Genomic DNA, 16023 nt, shown 5'->3' with positions numbered 1-16023 from the left:
GCCTCAGTGCGAAACCGGGACTACGGAGCCTTCAGAGGATACCTGAAAGCGTGCCACGTTGGCTCGCTGGTAGGGGGTCAGATCGACGATAGCGCCGTTCTGCTGAACCTGGACCGCCGAGGCGTTGCCCAGGGTCACCCGGGTCACCTGGCCCGGCGTGAAGCTGCGGCTCTCGCCGGATTTGATCAGCGCCTTCTCGACGGTAGCGCCGTCCGGGCCGCCGATATCGACCCAGCTGTCGCCGCTGAACTGCATGTCCAGCGTGTTGGCGGCAGCCGCCGGTGCCGGGGCTGAACGTGGCACCGGGGCCAGCGAGGCTACGTATGGGGTGGCGGCCGGCTTGCTGGCCGGGGCGCTCGCCACGTCAGCCACGGCGGCCGGCTCGACGCCGGCGGCAGACGGGGTCACCGGCACAGCGGCCGGGATCGCGTCCAGCGAAGCGGTGTTCGGCGACGGCGTCGCACTGCCATCAAAATGACCACGGGTGGCGAACCACACCGGCACCGCCAGCACCGCGGTGATACCGACATACAGCACGCGACGGCCGAGATTCTCGGCAATGCGGCGCGCACGCGGGGTGTGGGTATGGCTGACCAGGGTGGGCGGAACCACCGGGCCGACCTGGGCCTGCTCCAGCAGCTGGCTCACATCCACGTCCAGCAGGCGCGCGTAGCTGCGCAGCTGGCCGCGCACGAACACTGGCGCGCCCAGCTTCTGCCATTGTTCCTCTTCCAGCGACTTGACCACCTGGACCGGCATGCGCAGGCGCGAGCCGACATCTTCGAGGGTCAGTCCGGCCGCCTCGCGGGCCTGGCGCAGGCGGCTGCCGCAGCCGGCCGCAGTCTCGAGAGCGCTCACAGTCTGGTCATCAATCACAATGCATCAACCCTGGAGTTAGGAGCCCGCTTCCTGCGGAAATTCCTGTCGAATGCGCTGAAGATAGCGGTCAGATGCCGCCCGATCACCCAGCCGCGCTTCGATTTGAGACGCAAGTTGTAACACGGAACGCGTTGCGGGTGCAGCCGCAATCCTACGTTCGGCGAAGGCCCGGGCCTCCATGAAGCGGTCCTGGCGGAAGCTGAGCTGGGCCATCGCCTCCAGCGCGACCGGGTTTCCCGGCAGCGTTGCCAGCGCCGCACGCAGGTCGCGCTCGGCACGTTCGAACTGGCCGGCGTCCAGCGCACAGCCCCCGGCATTGGCCTGGGACTCGGCCGGCGTGGCGTAGCCCGGCGCCTGCAGCGCACGATCGAACCAGACCAGCGACTCGGCCGGCCGGCCCTGCTGGCACAGCCACGCGCCGTAATTGTTGAGGATGTCCCCGCGCTGCGGCGCCTGCTCGGCAGCCCTGCGGAAGCTCTCGCCAGCCTGCTGGGTCCGGCCACGGCGCTCGTCGATGCCGGCCAGCAGCACCAGCGCATCGGGCGACTCGGGGGCCAGCTTCAGCGCCTCGCGCGCCTTGCGCTCGGCCGCATCGAGGTTGCCCACCTGCATGTCGCGGGCGGCCAGGGCCAGCAGGTCCTGCAGGCGCACCTGGCGCCGCACGCTGTCCGGATCACGGACCGAGTAGACCGGCGCCTCGCTGGGGCCCAGCTTGGCCTTGGGATGGGATTTGCAGCCGCCGACCGCAACGGCCAGCATGCCTGCGAACAGAACCAGCCAGAGGCGGTCAGGCCGCGGCATCGCTCCCCTTCCCCGCCTGCAGCGTCTTGTTGAACTCCGCCTGGCGGCGGGTGCGGTCCATCACCTGGCCCTTGAGCTGGCCACAGGCGGCGTCGATGTCGTCGCCACGGGTGCGCCGGACCATGGTCAGCACGTTGCTGTCGAGCAGGATCTTCTGGAAGGCACGGATGTGCGCTTCTTCCGAACGCTCGTAGCGGGTACCCGGGAACGGGTTGAAGGGAATCAGGTTGACCTTGCCCGAATCCTTGGCCTGCACCGCGTTGTCGAACTGCCGCATCAGGCGGGCCAGCTCGCGGGCATGCTCGGGCTTGTCGTTGATGCCCTTCATCAGGGTGTATTCGAAGGTGACCGATTCGCGGCGCTTGTTGGCGCGCAGGTAGCGTGCGCACGAGGCCATCAGCTCGGCGATCGGATACTTCTTGTTGAGCGGCACCAGGGTCTCGCGCAGCGCGTCGTTCGGCGCATGCAGCGACACCGCCAGCGACACGTCGCTTTCGGCAGACAGGCGGTCGATCTGCGGCACCAGGCCGGAGGTCGACAGGGTCACGCGCTTGTTGGCCAGGCCGTAGCCCAGGTCGTCGCGCATCACGCTCATGGCGCGCACGACGTTGTCGAAATTCATCAGCGGCTCGCCCATGCCCATCATCACCACGTTGGTGAGGCGGCGCATCTGGTGCGGCACGTTACCCAGGTGGCGGGCGGCAACCCAGACCTGGCCGATGATCTCGGCGGTGGTCAGGTTGCGGTTGAAGCCCTGGGTGGCGGTGGAGCAGAACGTGCAGTTCAGGCCGCAACCGACCTGCGAGGACACGCACAGCGTGCCGCGGGTCTTGTCCGGGATGTACACGGTCTCGATGGCGTTCTTGCCATCCACGCCCATCGCCAGCAGCCACTTGTGGGTGCCGTCGGCGGAGGGCTTGTCGAACACGATGTTGGGAACCAGCACCTCGGCATGGGCCTGCAGCTTGGCGCGCAGGACCTTGCCGAGGTCGGTCATTTCATCGAAATCGGTGACGTAGCGATGGTGGATCCACTTCATCACCTGATGGGCACGGAACTTCTTCTCGCCGAGAACCTCGACGAAAAACTTCTCCAGGCCCGCGCGATCGAGGTCGAGCAGGTTCTGCTTGCCAGCCGTGGGCGCCGACTTCGGCAGCGGCTGGATGGCGGGGGACTGTACGACCTCGTTCACGGCATTACTCTCAGCGCGAAACGACTTCGGTGGCGGCGAAGAAGTAGGCGATTTCAATCGCGGCATTCTCGACCGAGTCCGAGCCGTGGGCGGCGTTGGCATCGATGGATTCGGCGAAGTCGGCGCGGATGGTGCCCGCAGCGGCTTCCTTCGGGTTGGTGGCGCCCAGCAGGTCGCGGTGGGCCAGGACGGCGTTCTCGCCTTCCAGGGCCTGGATCATCACCGGGCCGGAGATCATGAACTCGACCAGCGCGTTGAAGAACGGACGCTCGCGGTGCACGGCGTAGAAGCCTTCGGCTTCACGGCGCGACAGCTGCTTGTACTTGGCGGCCACGACCTTCAGGCCGGCCTTCTCGAAGCGGGCGTAGATTTCGCCGATGACGTTCTTGGCAACGGCGTCCGGCTTGATGATCGAAAGGGTGCGCTCCAGCGCCATGGGATGTCTCCAATGGAATCGGGCCGCTGATGGCCCGAAGGGTAACATGAAAAAAACCCGCGTCGGGACGCGGGCTTAGCCTGATAAACGTAGGCGAATTGTAAAAGATAAAGCGGCAGGGTGGTAGTGCCGGCCGCTGGCCGGCAGGCTGGCGCCCCACGGGCTGCCTGCGGTTGCCGGCCAGCGGCCGGCACTACCCTTTGCGCCCATTCACCCACCTGAGTGAAATCTGACCGGTCCGGGCATTTTTGCTGCACTGCAAAATGCCATACGCTACCGTCTGGTCCTAGTATCAAACAATCGTTTGATTAAGGTCCGCCCGCCGATGGCCAAACCCGCCCACTTCTCGACCAAGGACCGGATCCTCGGCGCGGCCGAGGAGCTGTTCGCACAGCACGGCTTCGCCGGCACGTCGCTGCGCCAGGTGACCAGCCAGGCCGACGTCAACATCGCTGCGGTCAACTACCACTTCGGCTCCAAGGAAAACCTGGTCAACGAGGTGTTCCGCCGCCGCATGGACGAGATGACCGGCGCGCGCCTGGCGCAGCTCGAGCGCGCCCGCAGCGAACACCCCGGGCAGCTGCGCCCGGTGCTGGCCGCCTTCGTCGAGCCGGCACTGGCGCTGGCCCAGGACCGCCAGAACGGCGGCGCCTTCGTGCGCGTGATCGCCCGCGCCTACGCAGAGAAGAACGACAACCTGCGCAAGTTCCTGTCCGACCACTACGGTCACGTGCTGCGTGCGTTCGGCAAGGCGATTGCCGAATGCGCACCCGACCTGAGCAAGGAAGAGCTGTACTGGCGCCTGGATTTCCTGGCCGGCTCGCTCACCTATGCCATGGCCGACTTCGGGCTGATCAAGCGTCCCGCCGGTGTCACCGAAGCGGCGCATCGTGCCCATGCCGCCCACGAACTGATCCATTTCGCCGAAGCCGGGTTCCGCGCCGCCGCACGCGCCAGCGCCCTGCCCGCTTCCCCTTGATTCCACCCAGTAACTGCTGACCAACAAAGGCCCTACACCATGTCCAATTCCCTGCTAGTCCGCCGCGCCGCCGTGCTGGGTGCCGGCGTCATGGGTGCCCAGATCGCCGCCCACCTCACCAACGCTGGCGTCGACACCGTGCTGTTCGACCTGCCCGCCAAGGAAGGTCCGGCTGACGGCATCGTGCTGAAGGCGATCGCCAACCTGGGCAAGCTGAGCCCGGCGCCGCTGGCCAGCAAGTCGCTGGCCGAAGCCATCACCCCGGCCAACTACGAGTCCGGCCTGGAGCAGCTGAAGGACTGCGACCTGATCATCGAGGCCATCGCCGAGCGCATGGACTGGAAGCAGGACCTGTACAAGAAGATCGCGCCGTTCGTGGCCGACCACGCGGTGCTGGCCTCCAACACCTCGGGCCTGGGCATCAACAAGCTGGCCGACGTGCTGCCCGAGCAGCTGCGCCACCGCTTCTGCGGCGTGCACTTCTTCAACCCGCCGCGCTACATGCACCTGGCCGAGCTGATCCCGGCCACCACCACCGACGCCGCCGTGCTGGAAGGCCTGGAAGAATTCCTGGTCACCACCCTGGGCAAGGGCGTGGTGTACGCCAAGGACACCCCGAACTTCATCGGCAACCGCATCGGCGTGTTCTCGATCCTGTCCACCATCCACCACACCCAGCAGTTCGGCCTGGGCTTCGATGAAGTGGACGGCCTGACCGGCCCGCTGGTCGGCCGCCCGAAGTCGGCCACCTACCGCACCTCCGACGTGGTCGGCCTGGACACCATGGCCCACGTCATCAAGACCATGGGCGACACCCTGCCGAACGACCCGTGGCATGAATTCTTCAAGTCGCCGAAGTGGCTGGACGCGCTGATCTCCAAGGGCGCGCTGGGCCAGAAGACCGGCGCCGGCATCTTCCGCAAGGTCGGCAAGGACATTGTCGTCCTCGACCTGGAAAAGCAGGACTACCGCGCTGCTGATCGCACCGCCGCACCGGAAGTGGTCGAGATCCTGAAGATCAAGAACCCGGCGGAGAAGTTCGCCAAGCTGCGCGAGAGCCAGCACCCGCAGGCGCAGTTCCTGTGGGCGACCTTCCGCGACCTGTTCCACTACAGCGCCTACCACCTGGCCGACATCGCCGAGACCGCGCGCGACGTCGACCTCGCCATCCGCTGGGGCTACGGCTGGTCGCTGGGCCCGTTCGAAACCTGGCAGGCCGCCGGCTGGAAGCAGGTGGCGCAGTGGATTGCCGATGACATCGTCGCCGGCAAGAGCATGAGCAATGCCCCGCTGCCGGACTGGGTGTTCGATGGCCGCGACGGCGTGCACGCCGCCGAGGGCAGCTACAGCCCGTCGCGCAACGCCAAGCTGCCGCGCTCGTCGCTGCCGGTGTATCAGCGCCAGCGCTTCCCCGATCCGCTGCTGGGCGAGAAGTTTGCCCCGGGCGAGACCGTGTTCGAGAACGACGGCCTGCGCATGTGGCACGACGGCGACGGCATCGCCGTGGTCAGCTTCAAGACCAAGATGAACACCGTGTCCGACCAGGTGCTCGACGGCCTGCAGGAATGTGTCAGCCGCGCCGAGAAGGACTTCCAGGGCCTGGTGATCTGGCAGCAGAAGGAACCCTTCTCCGCCGGCGCCGACCTGGCCGGTGCGCTGGGCCTGCTGCAGGCCGGCAAGGTCGACCAGTTCGAAGAGATGGTCGCCAACTTCCAGCGCACCAGCCAGCGCATCAAGTACTCGCTGGTGCCGGTGGTGGCTGCCGTGCGTGGCCTGGCGCTGGGTGGTGGTTGCGAATTCCAGATGCACAGCGCCAAGACCGTGGCCTTCCTTGAAAGCTACATCGGCCTGGTCGAGGCCGGCGTCGGCCTGCTGCCGGCCGGTGGCGGCCTGAAGGAACTGGCCGTGCGCGCCTCGCAGGCCGCTGGCCCGGGCGGTGACGTGTTCGCCGAACTGAAGAAGACCTTCGAAACCGTGGCGATGGCCAAGGTGTCCAACTCGGCGGTCAACGCCAAGGAACTGGGCCTGCTGCGCAGCACCGACAAGGTGGTGTTCAACAGCTACGAGGCCCTGCACATCGCCAAGGCCGAAGCGCGCGCCCTGGCCGAAGCGGGCTACCGTCCGCCGCTGCCGGCACGCCGCATCCAGGTGGCCGGCGACGTGGGTATCGCCACCTTCAAGATGATGCTGGTCAACATGCTGGAAGGCCGTTTCATCAGCCCGTACGACTACGAGATCGCCGAGCGCATCGCCACCGTGCTGTGCGGTGGCAAGGTCGACCGCGGCACCCTGGTGGACGAAGAGTGGCTGCTGACCCTGGAGCGCAAGCACTTCGTCGAACTGGCCCAGCAGGAAAAGACCCAGGCCCGCATCGCGCACATGCTCAAGACCGGCAAGCCGCTGCGTAATTGATCGCCCCTCCCTGCTTTCGGTGGGTGCCGACCGTTGGTCGGCACTCCCTGATGTGGCAGTCGAGCATGGCTCGACTCTACAAAACCCATTCGAGAGATCACTGCAATGACCAAGCAAATCCAGGACGCCTACATCGTCGCCGCCACCCGTACCCCGGTTGGCAAGGCGCCCAAGGGCATGTTCCGCAACACCCGCCCCGACGACATGCTTGCGCACGTGCTGCGCAGCGTCGTCGCCCAGGCCCCGGGCGTGGACGTCAACCGCATCGATGACGCGATCATCGGCTGCGCGATGCCGGAAGCCGAGCAGGGCATGAACGTGGCGCGCATCGGCGTGCTGCTGGCCGGCCTGCCGAACACCATCGCCGCACAGACCGTGAACCGCTTCTGCTCGTCCGGCCTGCAGGCCGTGGCGCAGGCCGCCGACGCGATCCGCCTGGGCAATGCCGACCTGATGCTGGCCGGTGGTACCGAATCGATGTCGATGGTGCCGATGATGGGCAACAAGATCGCCATGGCGCCGAGCGTGTTCGACAACGACCACGTCGCCATCGCCTACGGCATGGGCATCACCGCCGAGAAGGTCGCCGAAGAGTGGAAGGTCTCGCGCGAAGACCAGGACGCCTTCGCCCTGGCCTCGCACCAGAAGGCCATGGCCGCGATCCAGAACGGCGAGTTCAAGGACGAAATCAGCCCGTACGAGATCGTCTCGCACCTGCCGGACCTGGCCGATGGCCAGCGCATCATCACCCGCAACAAGATCGCCGACACCGACGAAGGCCCGCGCCCGGATTCCTCGGCTGAAGGCCTGGCCAAGCTGCGCCCGGTGTTCCGCAACGGCCAGTTCGGCGGCACCGTCACTGCTGGCAACTCGTCGCAGATGAGCGATGGCGCTGGCGCCGTGCTGCTGGCTTCGGAACAGGCGATCAAGGACTACGGCCTGACCCCGCTGGCCCGTTTCGTCAGCTTCTCGGTAGCCGGCGTGCGCCCGGAAGTGATGGGCATCGGCCCGATCGCCGCGATCCCGAAGGCACTGAAGCAGGCCGGCCTGACCCAGGACCAGCTGGACTGGATTGAACTGAACGAAGCGTTCGCCGCGCAGTCGCTGGCGGTGATCCGCGATTGCGGCCTGGACCCGAACAAGGTCAACCCGCTGGGTGGCGCGATTGCCCTGGGCCACCCGCTGGGCGCGACCGGCGCGATCCGCACCGCAACCCTGCTGCACGGCCTGCGTCGTCGCCAGCAGAAGTACGGCATGGTGACGATGTGCATCGGCACCGGCATGGGCGCAGCGGGTATTTTCGAGGCGCTGTAAGGTTCAAAGCGTTGCCGGTCGGGATGTCGGCTTACTGCAGGGCCCGGGTGGGTGAGACTGCCCGGGACACGCCGTGAACCCGTCCCTGGGGGCTCGATGGCGCCATCCATGGCGCCAACGGTCCCGGTCAGCCTCACCCACCCGTGCCAGCCAGCATTCCACGCGGCGGAGGGGTGAGCAGAAGCAAAGTCTGGGGTCAGAGCCCTTTGCGCAGCAAAGGGCTCTGACCCCAACAAGCAAAAAAGGCAGCCACCGGCTGCCTTTTTGCTTTTGCTCTTGCCCTTGATTCCGCCCTTCCCGTCCGCGCCGCACGGAAACTGTCGAGAGGGGGTGGATGGCCCTCTCCAAAACCGTTGGCGCCATGGATGGCGCCATCGAGCACCATGGAAGGGCTTTGGCGTGTTTTGGAGAGGGCCATCCGCCCCCTCCCCCACGTATCAATCAAGGCGCAGCACGGAGCGCTTGATAGAATCCTTATTCCGCCAACATCGCCGTCAGTTTCTCCCGCGCCGGCCCTGCCAGCTTCGGGTTGTCCAGCGCGAAGCGGATCGTCGCCTCCACCAGCCCCAGGTGCGTGCCGCAGTCGAAGCGGGTGCCCTCGAAGCGGTAGGCATCGACCTCTTCGGTCTTCAGCAGCTGCGCGATCGCATCGGTCAGCTGGATCTCGCCACCGGCACCACTGCCGGTCTGTTCCAGCAACTCGAAAATCTTCGGGCTCAGCACATAACGGCCAACCACCGCCAGGTCGCTCGGTGCGTCCTCCGGCTTCGGCTTCTCCACGATCTGCGAAATGCGCCCCTTGCGGCCGTCGAACGCATCAGTGGCAACGATGCCGTAGCTGGCAGTTTTGTCGTGCGGCACGTCTTCAACGGCGATCACGCTGGCACCACTGGCCTCGTTGAGGTCGGCCATCTGCTTCAGTGCGCCGTCGCCGCGGTTCCAGATGAGGTCGTCCGGCAGCAGCACCGCGAACGGCTCGTCACCGATCACGGCCTTGGCGCACAGCACCGCATGGCCCAGGCCCAGTGCTTCGGCCTGGGTCACGAAGATCGCGCGCACGCCATTGGGCAGCACATGGCGGATCATCTCCAGCTGCTCCTGCTTGCCGGCTCGCTCGAGCTTCTGCTCCAGTTCGTAGGCCTTGTCGAAGTAGTCGGCCACGGCATGCTTGTAGCGGTTGGTGATGAACACCAGCGTGTCGCAACCGGCTTCAATCGCTTCATCGACCGCGTACTGGATCAGCGGACGATCAATGATCGGCAACATTTCCTTCGGAACCGTCTTGGTTGCCGGCAAAAAGCGCGTCCCGAGCCCTGCCACTGGAAAAACTGCCTTGCGAATTCGCTTGCTCATTGGTGCCTGTTGGCCTCACGTGCTGGAAAGGGCACGACTTTAGCGGATGAAATGTAAGCATCCTGTTCGATGGGAGAGAACTCCGGCATCGTCGCGAACAGGATCTCCTGGATGCTGGTCGTGTCATAACCAGCCACGGCATCGCGCAGGCGCGGGACATTGCCCAGCACCAGGTCACGCGAGAACGTACGTACACCGGCCTCGAGAATCTTCGGGTGCGCGGTGGAACGGTAGTCCTCGTCCGAATAGAACAGCGTCTCGTGCAGCTTCTCGCCCGGACGCAGCCCGGTGTAGATGATCGGAATGTCCTTGTACGGCTGCTTGCCCGCCAGGCGGATCATCTGCTCGGCCAGCACGCGGATCGGCACCGGCTCGCCCATGTCGAGCGTATAGATCGCACCATGCGATGCCGAAGCGGCCGCCTGCAGGATCAGCTGGCAGGCCTCCGGGATGGTCATGAAGTAGCGACTGACTTCCGGGTCGGTGACGGTCACCGGACCGCCACGCAGAATCTGTTCGCGGAACAGCGGCACCACGCTGCCGGCCGAGGCCAGCACGTTGCCGAAGCGCACCGTAACGAAACGGGTATGCGTGGACTTCTGGTCCAGGCTCTGGCAGATCATCTCCGCATAGCGCTTGCTGGCGCCCAGTGCATTGACCGGGTCGACCGCCTTGTCGGTGGAGATGAACACGAAATGCTCAACGCGCGCTTCCAGACAGGCGCGGGCCACGTTCTCGGTGGCCAGGATGTTGTTGCGCACCGCTTCGCGCAGCTGCCGCTCCAGCACCGGCACGTGCTTGTAGGCAGCCGCATGGAAGGCGGTGTCGACCGGATGCAGCGACAGGGCGTGGCGGATCACCGCCGGGTCACCGCAGTCGCCCAGCACCGCTTCGATCTCGACATCGGGGAAGCTTCGCCGCAGCTCGCCTTCGATGGTCAGCAGCAGCAGTTCGCTGATCTCGAGCAGGATGATGCGGCCGGCACCATGCCGTGCGCACTGGCGGCAGAGCTCGGAGCCGATCGAACCGCCGGCACCGGTGACCATCACCGTACGCCCGCCCAGCCAGCCACGGATCAGGTTCCAGTCCGGCATGATCGGCTTGCGGCCCAGCAGATCCTCGATCGCCACTTCCTTCAGCTGCCCCGGCAGCGACTGGCCCTGCAGGATGTCGCTGAGCTTGGGCACGGTGCGGAACGGCACACCGGTGCTTTCACAGATGGCGACGATCCGCTGCATGCCCGCCGCGTCCAGCGACGGAATGGCGATCACCAGCAGCTTGGCCGCCGTCTCCCGGACCACTGTCGGCGCATCGTCCAGGGTGCCGAGGATCGGCAGGCCCTGCAGCTTGGCGCCGCGCAGGTGCGGCGCGTCGTCCAGCAGGCCGACCGGCTCGAAATTACCGGAACGGCGCAGGTCACGGACCAGGGTCTCGGCGGCCTGGCCGGCACCCAGGATCAGCACGCGGCGCGCGGACGAGTCCGACTGCAGTGCCTGATAGTCCTTCCAGGCCCGGTACAGCAGGCGCGGCGCGCCCAGCAGCGCCGACAGCGCGAACGGATAGATCACCAGCACCGACATCGGCACGCCGTCGAAGCGCTTCCACATCAGCACCAGCACGATGGCGACCATGCCGATGAAGCTGGCCTTGAAGATGTTCAGCAGGTCGCTGACGCTGGCGAACCGCCACAGGCCCCGATAGAGGCCCACGCGCCAGAACACCATGCCCTGCAGCAGCAGCACCAGCGTGGTGTCAACGTTCCAGAGAGGGAGCTCGGGGGCGTTGGCCAGGATCGAATACCGCCCCGCGTGGAGCAGCTGCCAGCATGCCCAGACCATGAACAGGTCGTGGCAGACGATGGCCGAACGCGGCATCAGGCCGAGGATTCTGTCCCGCCAGGGTGAAGCCATAAGTCAGGTATTTCCTTTTGGGTGGCGCAATCCATTGCGCAGGAGGAGCCAGAGGACGCTCAGCGCAATGAACCACGCGATCGCCACGGCAGCCTCCCACCTCGGCTGCAAATTGGAGCAGACATTAAGCACTGTAATACTGAACAGGCCCAAAGCAAAGTACATCCCTGTTACCTGGGCGTGACTGGCTCCTGCCTGCACCGCGCGCTGGTAGACGTGCTGGGTATGGGGTTCCATCCAGCGTTGTCCGGAAATGATGCGCGCCAGCAGTGTGAAGCCCGCGTCCACAAGGAACGGCGATGCCGACACCAGCAGCAGGATCCAGTGGATGTCGGTCTTGACGCTGGCCAGTGCCAGCACTGCCGCCACCGCGTAGCCCAGCGCGCCACTTCCGACATCGCCCATGAAGATCCGGGCCCGCGGGAAGTTGAACGGCAGGAAGCCCAGGCAGGCCAGGCCCAACGCGACCGCCGCCAGCGAGTACGGCCAGGGCAGCAGCGGCGCCAGCCCCAGCGCGACCACAATGGCCTGGCTGGCCGCGATGCCGTTGATCCCATCCATGAAATTCCAGATGTTGATCAGCGAGGCGGTGAACAGCAGGACCAGCACGGCCAGCAGCCAGCTGCCACCGTGGACCTTGACCAGCGCGGCCAGCAGCGCGGCGGCGATGAAGTGCACCATCAGGCGGCGCATGGCCGGCAGCGGCCGGTGGTCGTCCCACCAGCCGATACCCGCCACCAGCGCCAGGCCAAGGCTGGCGACCAGCAGGCTCGGACGCGCTTCGGGCCAGGCCCACATGGCAACACCGGCGGTCACCAGCAGGCTGATGACAATGGCGATGCCGCCGCCGCGGGGGGTCGCCACGCTATGGCTGCGCCGCTCGCCCGGCTGGTCAAACAGTTGCCGGCGCAGCGCGTAGCCCCGCGCTGCCCAGGTCAGTGCCGCACTCAGCAGGGCCAGGCCCAGCAGCGCGCCCATCACGAGCCACGGCATGGATCAGAGCACCGCGTAGTTCAGCAGCGGCTTGACCGTACCCCACTCCTTGCAGCTCGGGCACTGCCAGTGGTGGGTGCGCGCACCGAAACCACAACGGGTGCAGCGATAGGCCGGATTGCGCACCAGCAACTGGTCGGTGATGTGCTTGAGGTCGTGCAGGGTCGCCGTGGAATCGGCGCCTTCAGCCAGGGTCAGGTCGATCAGCGCGGACTCGCCACGCACCGACGGGCGATCCTTGAGCTGGCGGCCCAGGTAGGCACGGGCTGGCGCCACGCCCTCCTGCTCTTCCATCAGGCGGGTCAGCGCCAGCACCGGGGCGATACCGCGGTAGTGCTCGGTCATCTCCGACAGGAACGCGCGTGCGCCTGCCAGATCGCCGACCTTGCGGTAGTTCTGCATCAGCGCCGGCAGCAGCTCCGGCAGGTACTCCGGATCGTTGCGCGCGGCACGCTCGAAGGCGCGTACGGCCGCTTCCGGATTGCCGGCATCGGTTTCCAGGCGTCCTTCAATGATGCCGGCACGTACCGACATCGCATCGGCCTGGTAGGCCCGGGCAATCGCAGCCCTCGCCTCTTCCAGCTTGCCAGCACCGCGGAAGCGTTCGGCCAGTTCGCACTCGAACTGCCCGATCAGCTTGCCCATCGGCTCGCCGGTGACGTCCTCGAAACGGGTCGCGTTGTCGATCGCCTTTTCCCAATCGCGCTCGGCCTGGTAGATACCGATCAGGTGCTTGAGTGCCTGCGGAGCACGCTGGTCCAGCTGGGCCAGTTCGGTGAACACGGTCTCGGCGCGGTCCAGCAGGCCGGACTTCATGTAGTCCTCGCCCAGCGCCAGCAGCGCCTGCACGCGTTGCGCATCGCTGAGGTCGTGGCGGTTGACCAGGCCCTGGTGCAGGCGGATGGCGCGGTCGACTTCGCCGCGGCGGCGGAACAGGTGGCCCAGCGCGACCTGGGTCTCGAAGGTTTCCTTGTCCAGCTCGGCGATGTGCAGGAACAGCTCGATGGCCTTGTCCGGCTGCTCGTTGAGCAGGTAGTTCAGGCCACGGAAGTAGGTGCTGGACAGGCGGCTGACCTGGCTGTCACCGTGGCGTTGACCACCACGCCGTCCGATCACCCACCCGGCCAGTGCGGCCAGCGGAACGAACAGGAAGAACCAGAACCACTCGGTGACGAAATCCATCTTCGATCAGCGTCCATCAAAAGATTGGGGGGAAGCAACCGGCGCCGGCGTGGCGACAGCGGACTTGTTGGCGCGGCGCAACTGGCTGTAGAGCGGAATGACCACGCTCACCAGCACCAGGCCGGCACCGACGATGACACCCACCAGCAGCGCGGCGATCAGGGCCACGCCCACCGAGGTATGCAGTTGGGTAAACAGCAGGTTGATCGACATCGCGGTCATGTTGACCGCACCGATGATCAACCCAAGGATCAGAACCGCCAGCAGGACCAGCAGACGAAAAACCTTCATGCGACAGCTCCAGTGGCAGGAGTCCGTAGCTTATCCGACTCGCGGCTGGATTCGCACGCGGTGGCGCGACGGGAGGCTCAGGCCGGATCGGCGTCCAGCGGCAGCACGCTGCTGACCCGCTCACGCAGTTCCTTGCCCGGCTTGAAATGAGGGACGTGCTTGCCCGGCAGGGCAACCGATTCGCCGGTCTTCGGGTTGCGACCCAGGCGCGGCGGACGATAGTGCAGCGAGAAGCTGCCAAAACCACGGATTTCGATGCGATCCCCGGCGGACAGCGATCCGCCCATCATTTCCAGCAACGACTTCACCGCCAGATCGACATCATCGGCCTTCAGGTGCGCCTGGCGGCGCGCAAGGATTTCGATCAGTTCGGATTTGGTCATTACCGGCTCACATCAGGGGTATCTCAGCCTGAAACGGCCCGGGCAATGCCCGGGCCGTCCAGGAAACAACGAACAGCGTAAGGCCGATTACTCGGACTTGTTGCCGTTCAGCTGTGCACGCAGCAGCGCGCCCAGCTGGGTGGTGCCGCTGGAAGCCGAAGAGGACTGGTATTCCTCCAGCACTTCGCGCATTTCAGCGTCGTCCTTGGCCTTGATCGACAGCTGCAGGGTACGGCCCTTGCGGTCCATGCCCACGAACTTGGCTTCGACCTTGTCGCCGACCTTCAGGTGCTGGGTGGCGTCGTCAACGCGCTCGTTGGCGATGTCGCGTGCCGAGACGTAACCTTCGATGCCGTCAGCCAGCTCGATGATCGCGCCCTTGGCGTCGACTTCCTTCACCACGCCTTCGACCTTGGAGCCCTTCGGATTGGCTGCCATGTACTGGCCGAACGGATCCTGCTCCAGCTGCTTCACGCCCAGGGAGATGCGCTCGCGCTCCGGATCGACAGCCAGGACGACGGCGTCCAGGGTATCGCCCTTCTTGAAGTTGCGAACGACGTCTTCGCCGGTGGTGTTCCAGCTGATGTCGGACAGGTGGACCAGGCCGTCGATGCCGCCGTCCAGGCCGATGAAGATGCCGAAGTCGGTGATCGACTTGATCTGGCCCGACACCTTGTCACCCTTCTTGTGGGTGGCAGCGAAGGTTTCCCACGGATTGGCGGCAACCTGCTTCATGCCCAGCGAGATACGGCGACGCTCTTCATCGACGTCCAGCACCATCACTTCGACTTCATCACCAACCTGGACAACCTTGGACGGGTTGACGTTCTTGTTGGTCCAATCCATCTCGGAGACGTGCACCAGGCCTTCGACGCCCGGCTCGATCTCAACGAACGCACCGTAATCGGTGACGTTGGAGACCTTGCCGAAGACGCGGCTGTTGGCCGGGTAACGACGGCCGATGTTGTCCCACGGATCCTCGCCCAGCTGCTTCAGGCCCAGCGAAACGCGGTTGCGCTCGCGGTCGAACTTCAGCACGCGGACGTCCAGCTCGTCGCCGACGTTCACGACTTCCGACGGGTGACGCACGCGCTTCCACGCCATGTCGGTGATGTGCAGCAGGCCGTCGATACCGCCCAGGTCCACGAACGCGCCGTAATCGGTCAGGTTCTTGACGACACCCTTCAGGATCGCGCCTTCCTGCAGCTTGTCCATCAGCTGCTCGCGCTCTTCCGAGTGCTCGCTTTCGACGACAGCGCGGCGCGAGACCACGACGTTGTTACGCTTGCGGTCCAGCTTGATGAGCTTGAACTCGAGTTCCTTGCCTTCCAGGTAGGCCGGATCGCGCACCGGGCGCACATCGACCAGGGAACCCGGCAGGAAGGCGCGGACATCCTTGATGTCCACGGTGAAACCACCCTTGACCTTGCCGCTGATGCGGCCGGTGATGGTTTCGTTCTTTTCCAACGCTTCTTCCAGCTCGTCCCACACCATCGCGCGCTTGGCCTTCTCGCGCGACAGGACGGTTTCGCCGAAGCCGTTCTCGATCGAGTCGAGGGCGACCTTGACGATGTCGCCTTCGGCGACGTCGATTTCGCCAGCGTCGTTACGGAACTGTTCGATCGGCACGATGCCTTCGGACTTCAGGCCAGCGTTGATCACCACGACGTCGCCGCGGACTTCAACAACGGTACCGCTGACGATGGCGCCCGGCTTCAGCTTGGCCAGATTGGCCTGGCTGGCTTCAAACAGTTCGGCAAATGATTCGGTCATTAGATTTACTCTGTTGGACACATGGGTCGGTGGCGTCCCCTTCAGGGGAATGGCGACCGCCCGCCTGTTGGTCGACCCCGGAAACGCAGGTCGTGTGTAGTAGGAAAACCGCCACGCATCATTGC

At 65.6% G+C, this 16023-nt stretch carries 14 protein-coding genes; 3 read left to right on the top strand and 11 right to left on the bottom strand.

Annotated features, from left to right (window positions below):
• Nucleotides 1-3: 3 nt before the first annotated feature.
• From ACZK33_RS09970 to ndk, 4 genes are read right to left on the bottom strand one after another with little or no spacing between them, the layout of a single operon-like run.
• Entirely contained in the window at nucleotides 4-876 is an 873-nt protein-coding gene (locus tag ACZK33_RS09970) for a RodZ domain-containing protein (RefSeq protein ID WP_032130492.1), read from the bottom strand.
• Nucleotides 877-894: 18 nt separating this feature from the next.
• Entirely contained in the window at nucleotides 895-1680 is a 786-nt protein-coding gene (pilW, locus tag ACZK33_RS09965; RefSeq protein WP_423175518.1) for a type IV pilus biogenesis/stability protein PilW, read from the bottom strand.
• Nucleotides 1667-2872, bottom strand: coding sequence for a dual-specificity RNA methyltransferase RlmN (gene rlmN, locus ACZK33_RS09960; protein ID WP_005409296.1), 1206 nt, complete (start codon nucleotides 2870-2872; stop codon nucleotides 1667-1669). Before rlmN ends, pilW begins: the two co-directional genes overlap by 14 nt.
• Before the next feature lie 10 nt (nucleotides 2873-2882).
• Nucleotides 2883-3308 (bottom strand): nucleoside-diphosphate kinase, encoded by a 426-nt coding sequence (ndk, locus tag ACZK33_RS09955; protein ID WP_008265389.1) that lies wholly within the window; start codon nucleotides 3306-3308, stop codon nucleotides 2883-2885.
• Nucleotides 3309-3633: 325 nt separating this feature from the next.
• Between ndk and ACZK33_RS09950 the strand changes: the two genes are divergently transcribed.
• From ACZK33_RS09950 to ACZK33_RS09940, 3 genes are all read left to right on the top strand, one after another.
• Nucleotides 3634-4287, top strand: coding sequence for a TetR/AcrR family transcriptional regulator (locus ACZK33_RS09950; RefSeq protein WP_006431024.1), 654 nt, complete (start codon nucleotides 3634-3636; stop codon nucleotides 4285-4287).
• Between the two features lie 39 nt (nucleotides 4288-4326).
• Complete coding sequence (locus ACZK33_RS09945) at nucleotides 4327-6699, top strand: 3-hydroxyacyl-CoA dehydrogenase/enoyl-CoA hydratase family protein (protein ID WP_049399461.1); 2373 nt, start codon at nucleotides 4327-4329, stop codon at nucleotides 6697-6699.
• Nucleotides 6700-6804: 105 nt separating this feature from the next.
• Nucleotides 6805-8013: an acetyl-CoA C-acyltransferase gene (locus ACZK33_RS09940; protein ID WP_049399460.1), complete on the top strand. Its 1209-nt coding sequence runs from the start codon at nucleotides 6805-6807 to the stop codon at nucleotides 8011-8013.
• Between the two features lie 474 nt (nucleotides 8014-8487).
• Here the strand turns inward: ACZK33_RS09940 and galU are convergent, their stop codons facing one another.
• From galU to rpsA, 7 genes are all read right to left on the bottom strand, one after another.
• A complete protein-coding gene (gene galU / locus ACZK33_RS09935; RefSeq protein ID WP_019336276.1) occupies nucleotides 8488-9366 on the bottom strand; it encodes a UTP--glucose-1-phosphate uridylyltransferase GalU in 879 nt (292 codons plus the stop codon).
• A complete protein-coding gene (locus tag ACZK33_RS09930) occupies nucleotides 9363-11276 on the bottom strand; it encodes a polysaccharide biosynthesis protein (protein WP_032130079.1) in 1914 nt (637 codons plus the stop codon). The genes galU and ACZK33_RS09930 overlap by 4 nt, the downstream gene beginning before the upstream one ends.
• Before the next feature lie 3 nt (nucleotides 11277-11279).
• Complete coding sequence (locus ACZK33_RS09925; RefSeq protein WP_049399455.1) at nucleotides 11280-12269, bottom strand: MraY family glycosyltransferase; 990 nt, start codon at nucleotides 12267-12269, stop codon at nucleotides 11280-11282.
• Between the two features lie 3 nt (nucleotides 12270-12272).
• Nucleotides 12273-13451 (bottom strand): lipopolysaccharide assembly protein LapB, encoded by a 1179-nt coding sequence (gene lapB, locus ACZK33_RS09920; protein ID WP_005416232.1) that lies wholly within the window; start codon nucleotides 13449-13451, stop codon nucleotides 12273-12275.
• 6 nt (nucleotides 13452-13457) lie between these two features.
• A complete protein-coding gene (locus tag ACZK33_RS09915; protein ID WP_010484569.1) occupies nucleotides 13458-13742 on the bottom strand; it encodes a LapA family protein in 285 nt (94 codons plus the stop codon).
• Nucleotides 13743-13819: 77 nt separating this feature from the next.
• Nucleotides 13820-14125, bottom strand: coding sequence for an integration host factor subunit beta (locus tag ACZK33_RS09910; RefSeq protein WP_005409286.1), 306 nt, complete (start codon nucleotides 14123-14125; stop codon nucleotides 13820-13822).
• Between the two features lie 87 nt (nucleotides 14126-14212).
• Complete coding sequence (gene rpsA / locus ACZK33_RS09905; RefSeq protein ID WP_005416230.1) at nucleotides 14213-15898, bottom strand: 30S ribosomal protein S1; 1686 nt, start codon at nucleotides 15896-15898, stop codon at nucleotides 14213-14215.
• Between the last annotated feature and the right edge of the window lie 125 nt (nucleotides 15899-16023).

The sequence above is a fragment of the Stenotrophomonas sp. 86156_Sma genome (assembly GCF_056481625.1).
Note: the sequence above shows the minus strand (reverse complement) of the source record. Positions and strands in the feature narration are given on the sequence as shown.

What these genes read in the sequence shown, in the direction of transcription:
- ACZK33_RS09910 (WP_005409286.1), bottom strand. Translation starts at nt 14,125, where the DNA reads ATGACCAAATCCGAACTGATCGAAATCCTTGCGCGCCGCCAGGCGCAC.
- rpsA (WP_005416230.1), bottom strand. Translation starts at nt 15,898, where the DNA reads ATGACCGAATCATTTGCCGAACTGTTTGAAGCCAGCCAGGCCAATCTG.
- ACZK33_RS09940 (WP_049399460.1), top strand. Translation starts at nt 6,805, where the DNA reads ATGACCAAGCAAATCCAGGACGCCTACATCGTCGCCGCCACCCGTACC.
- ACZK33_RS09945 (WP_049399461.1), top strand. Translation starts at nt 4,327, where the DNA reads ATGTCCAATTCCCTGCTAGTCCGCCGCGCCGCCGTGCTGGGTGCCGGC.
- ACZK33_RS09925 (WP_049399455.1), bottom strand. Translation starts at nt 12,269, where the DNA reads ATGCCGTGGCTCGTGATGGGCGCGCTGCTGGGCCTGGCCCTGCTGAGT.
- ACZK33_RS09915 (WP_010484569.1), bottom strand. Translation starts at nt 13,742, where the DNA reads ATGAAGGTTTTTCGTCTGCTGGTCCTGCTGGCGGTTCTGATCCTTGGG.
- ACZK33_RS09930 (WP_032130079.1), bottom strand. Translation starts at nt 11,276, where the DNA reads ATGGCTTCACCCTGGCGGGACAGAATCCTCGGCCTGATGCCGCGTTCG.
- pilW (WP_423175518.1), bottom strand. Translation starts at nt 1,680, where the DNA reads ATGCCGCGGCCTGACCGCCTCTGGCTGGTTCTGTTCGCAGGCATGCTG.
- galU (WP_019336276.1), bottom strand. Translation starts at nt 9,366, where the DNA reads ATGAGCAAGCGAATTCGCAAGGCAGTTTTTCCAGTGGCAGGGCTCGGG.
- ndk (WP_008265389.1), bottom strand. Translation starts at nt 3,308, where the DNA reads ATGGCGCTGGAGCGCACCCTTTCGATCATCAAGCCGGACGCCGTTGCC.
- lapB (WP_005416232.1), bottom strand. Translation starts at nt 13,451, where the DNA reads ATGGATTTCGTCACCGAGTGGTTCTGGTTCTTCCTGTTCGTTCCGCTG.
- ACZK33_RS09950 (WP_006431024.1), top strand. Translation starts at nt 3,634, where the DNA reads ATGGCCAAACCCGCCCACTTCTCGACCAAGGACCGGATCCTCGGCGCG.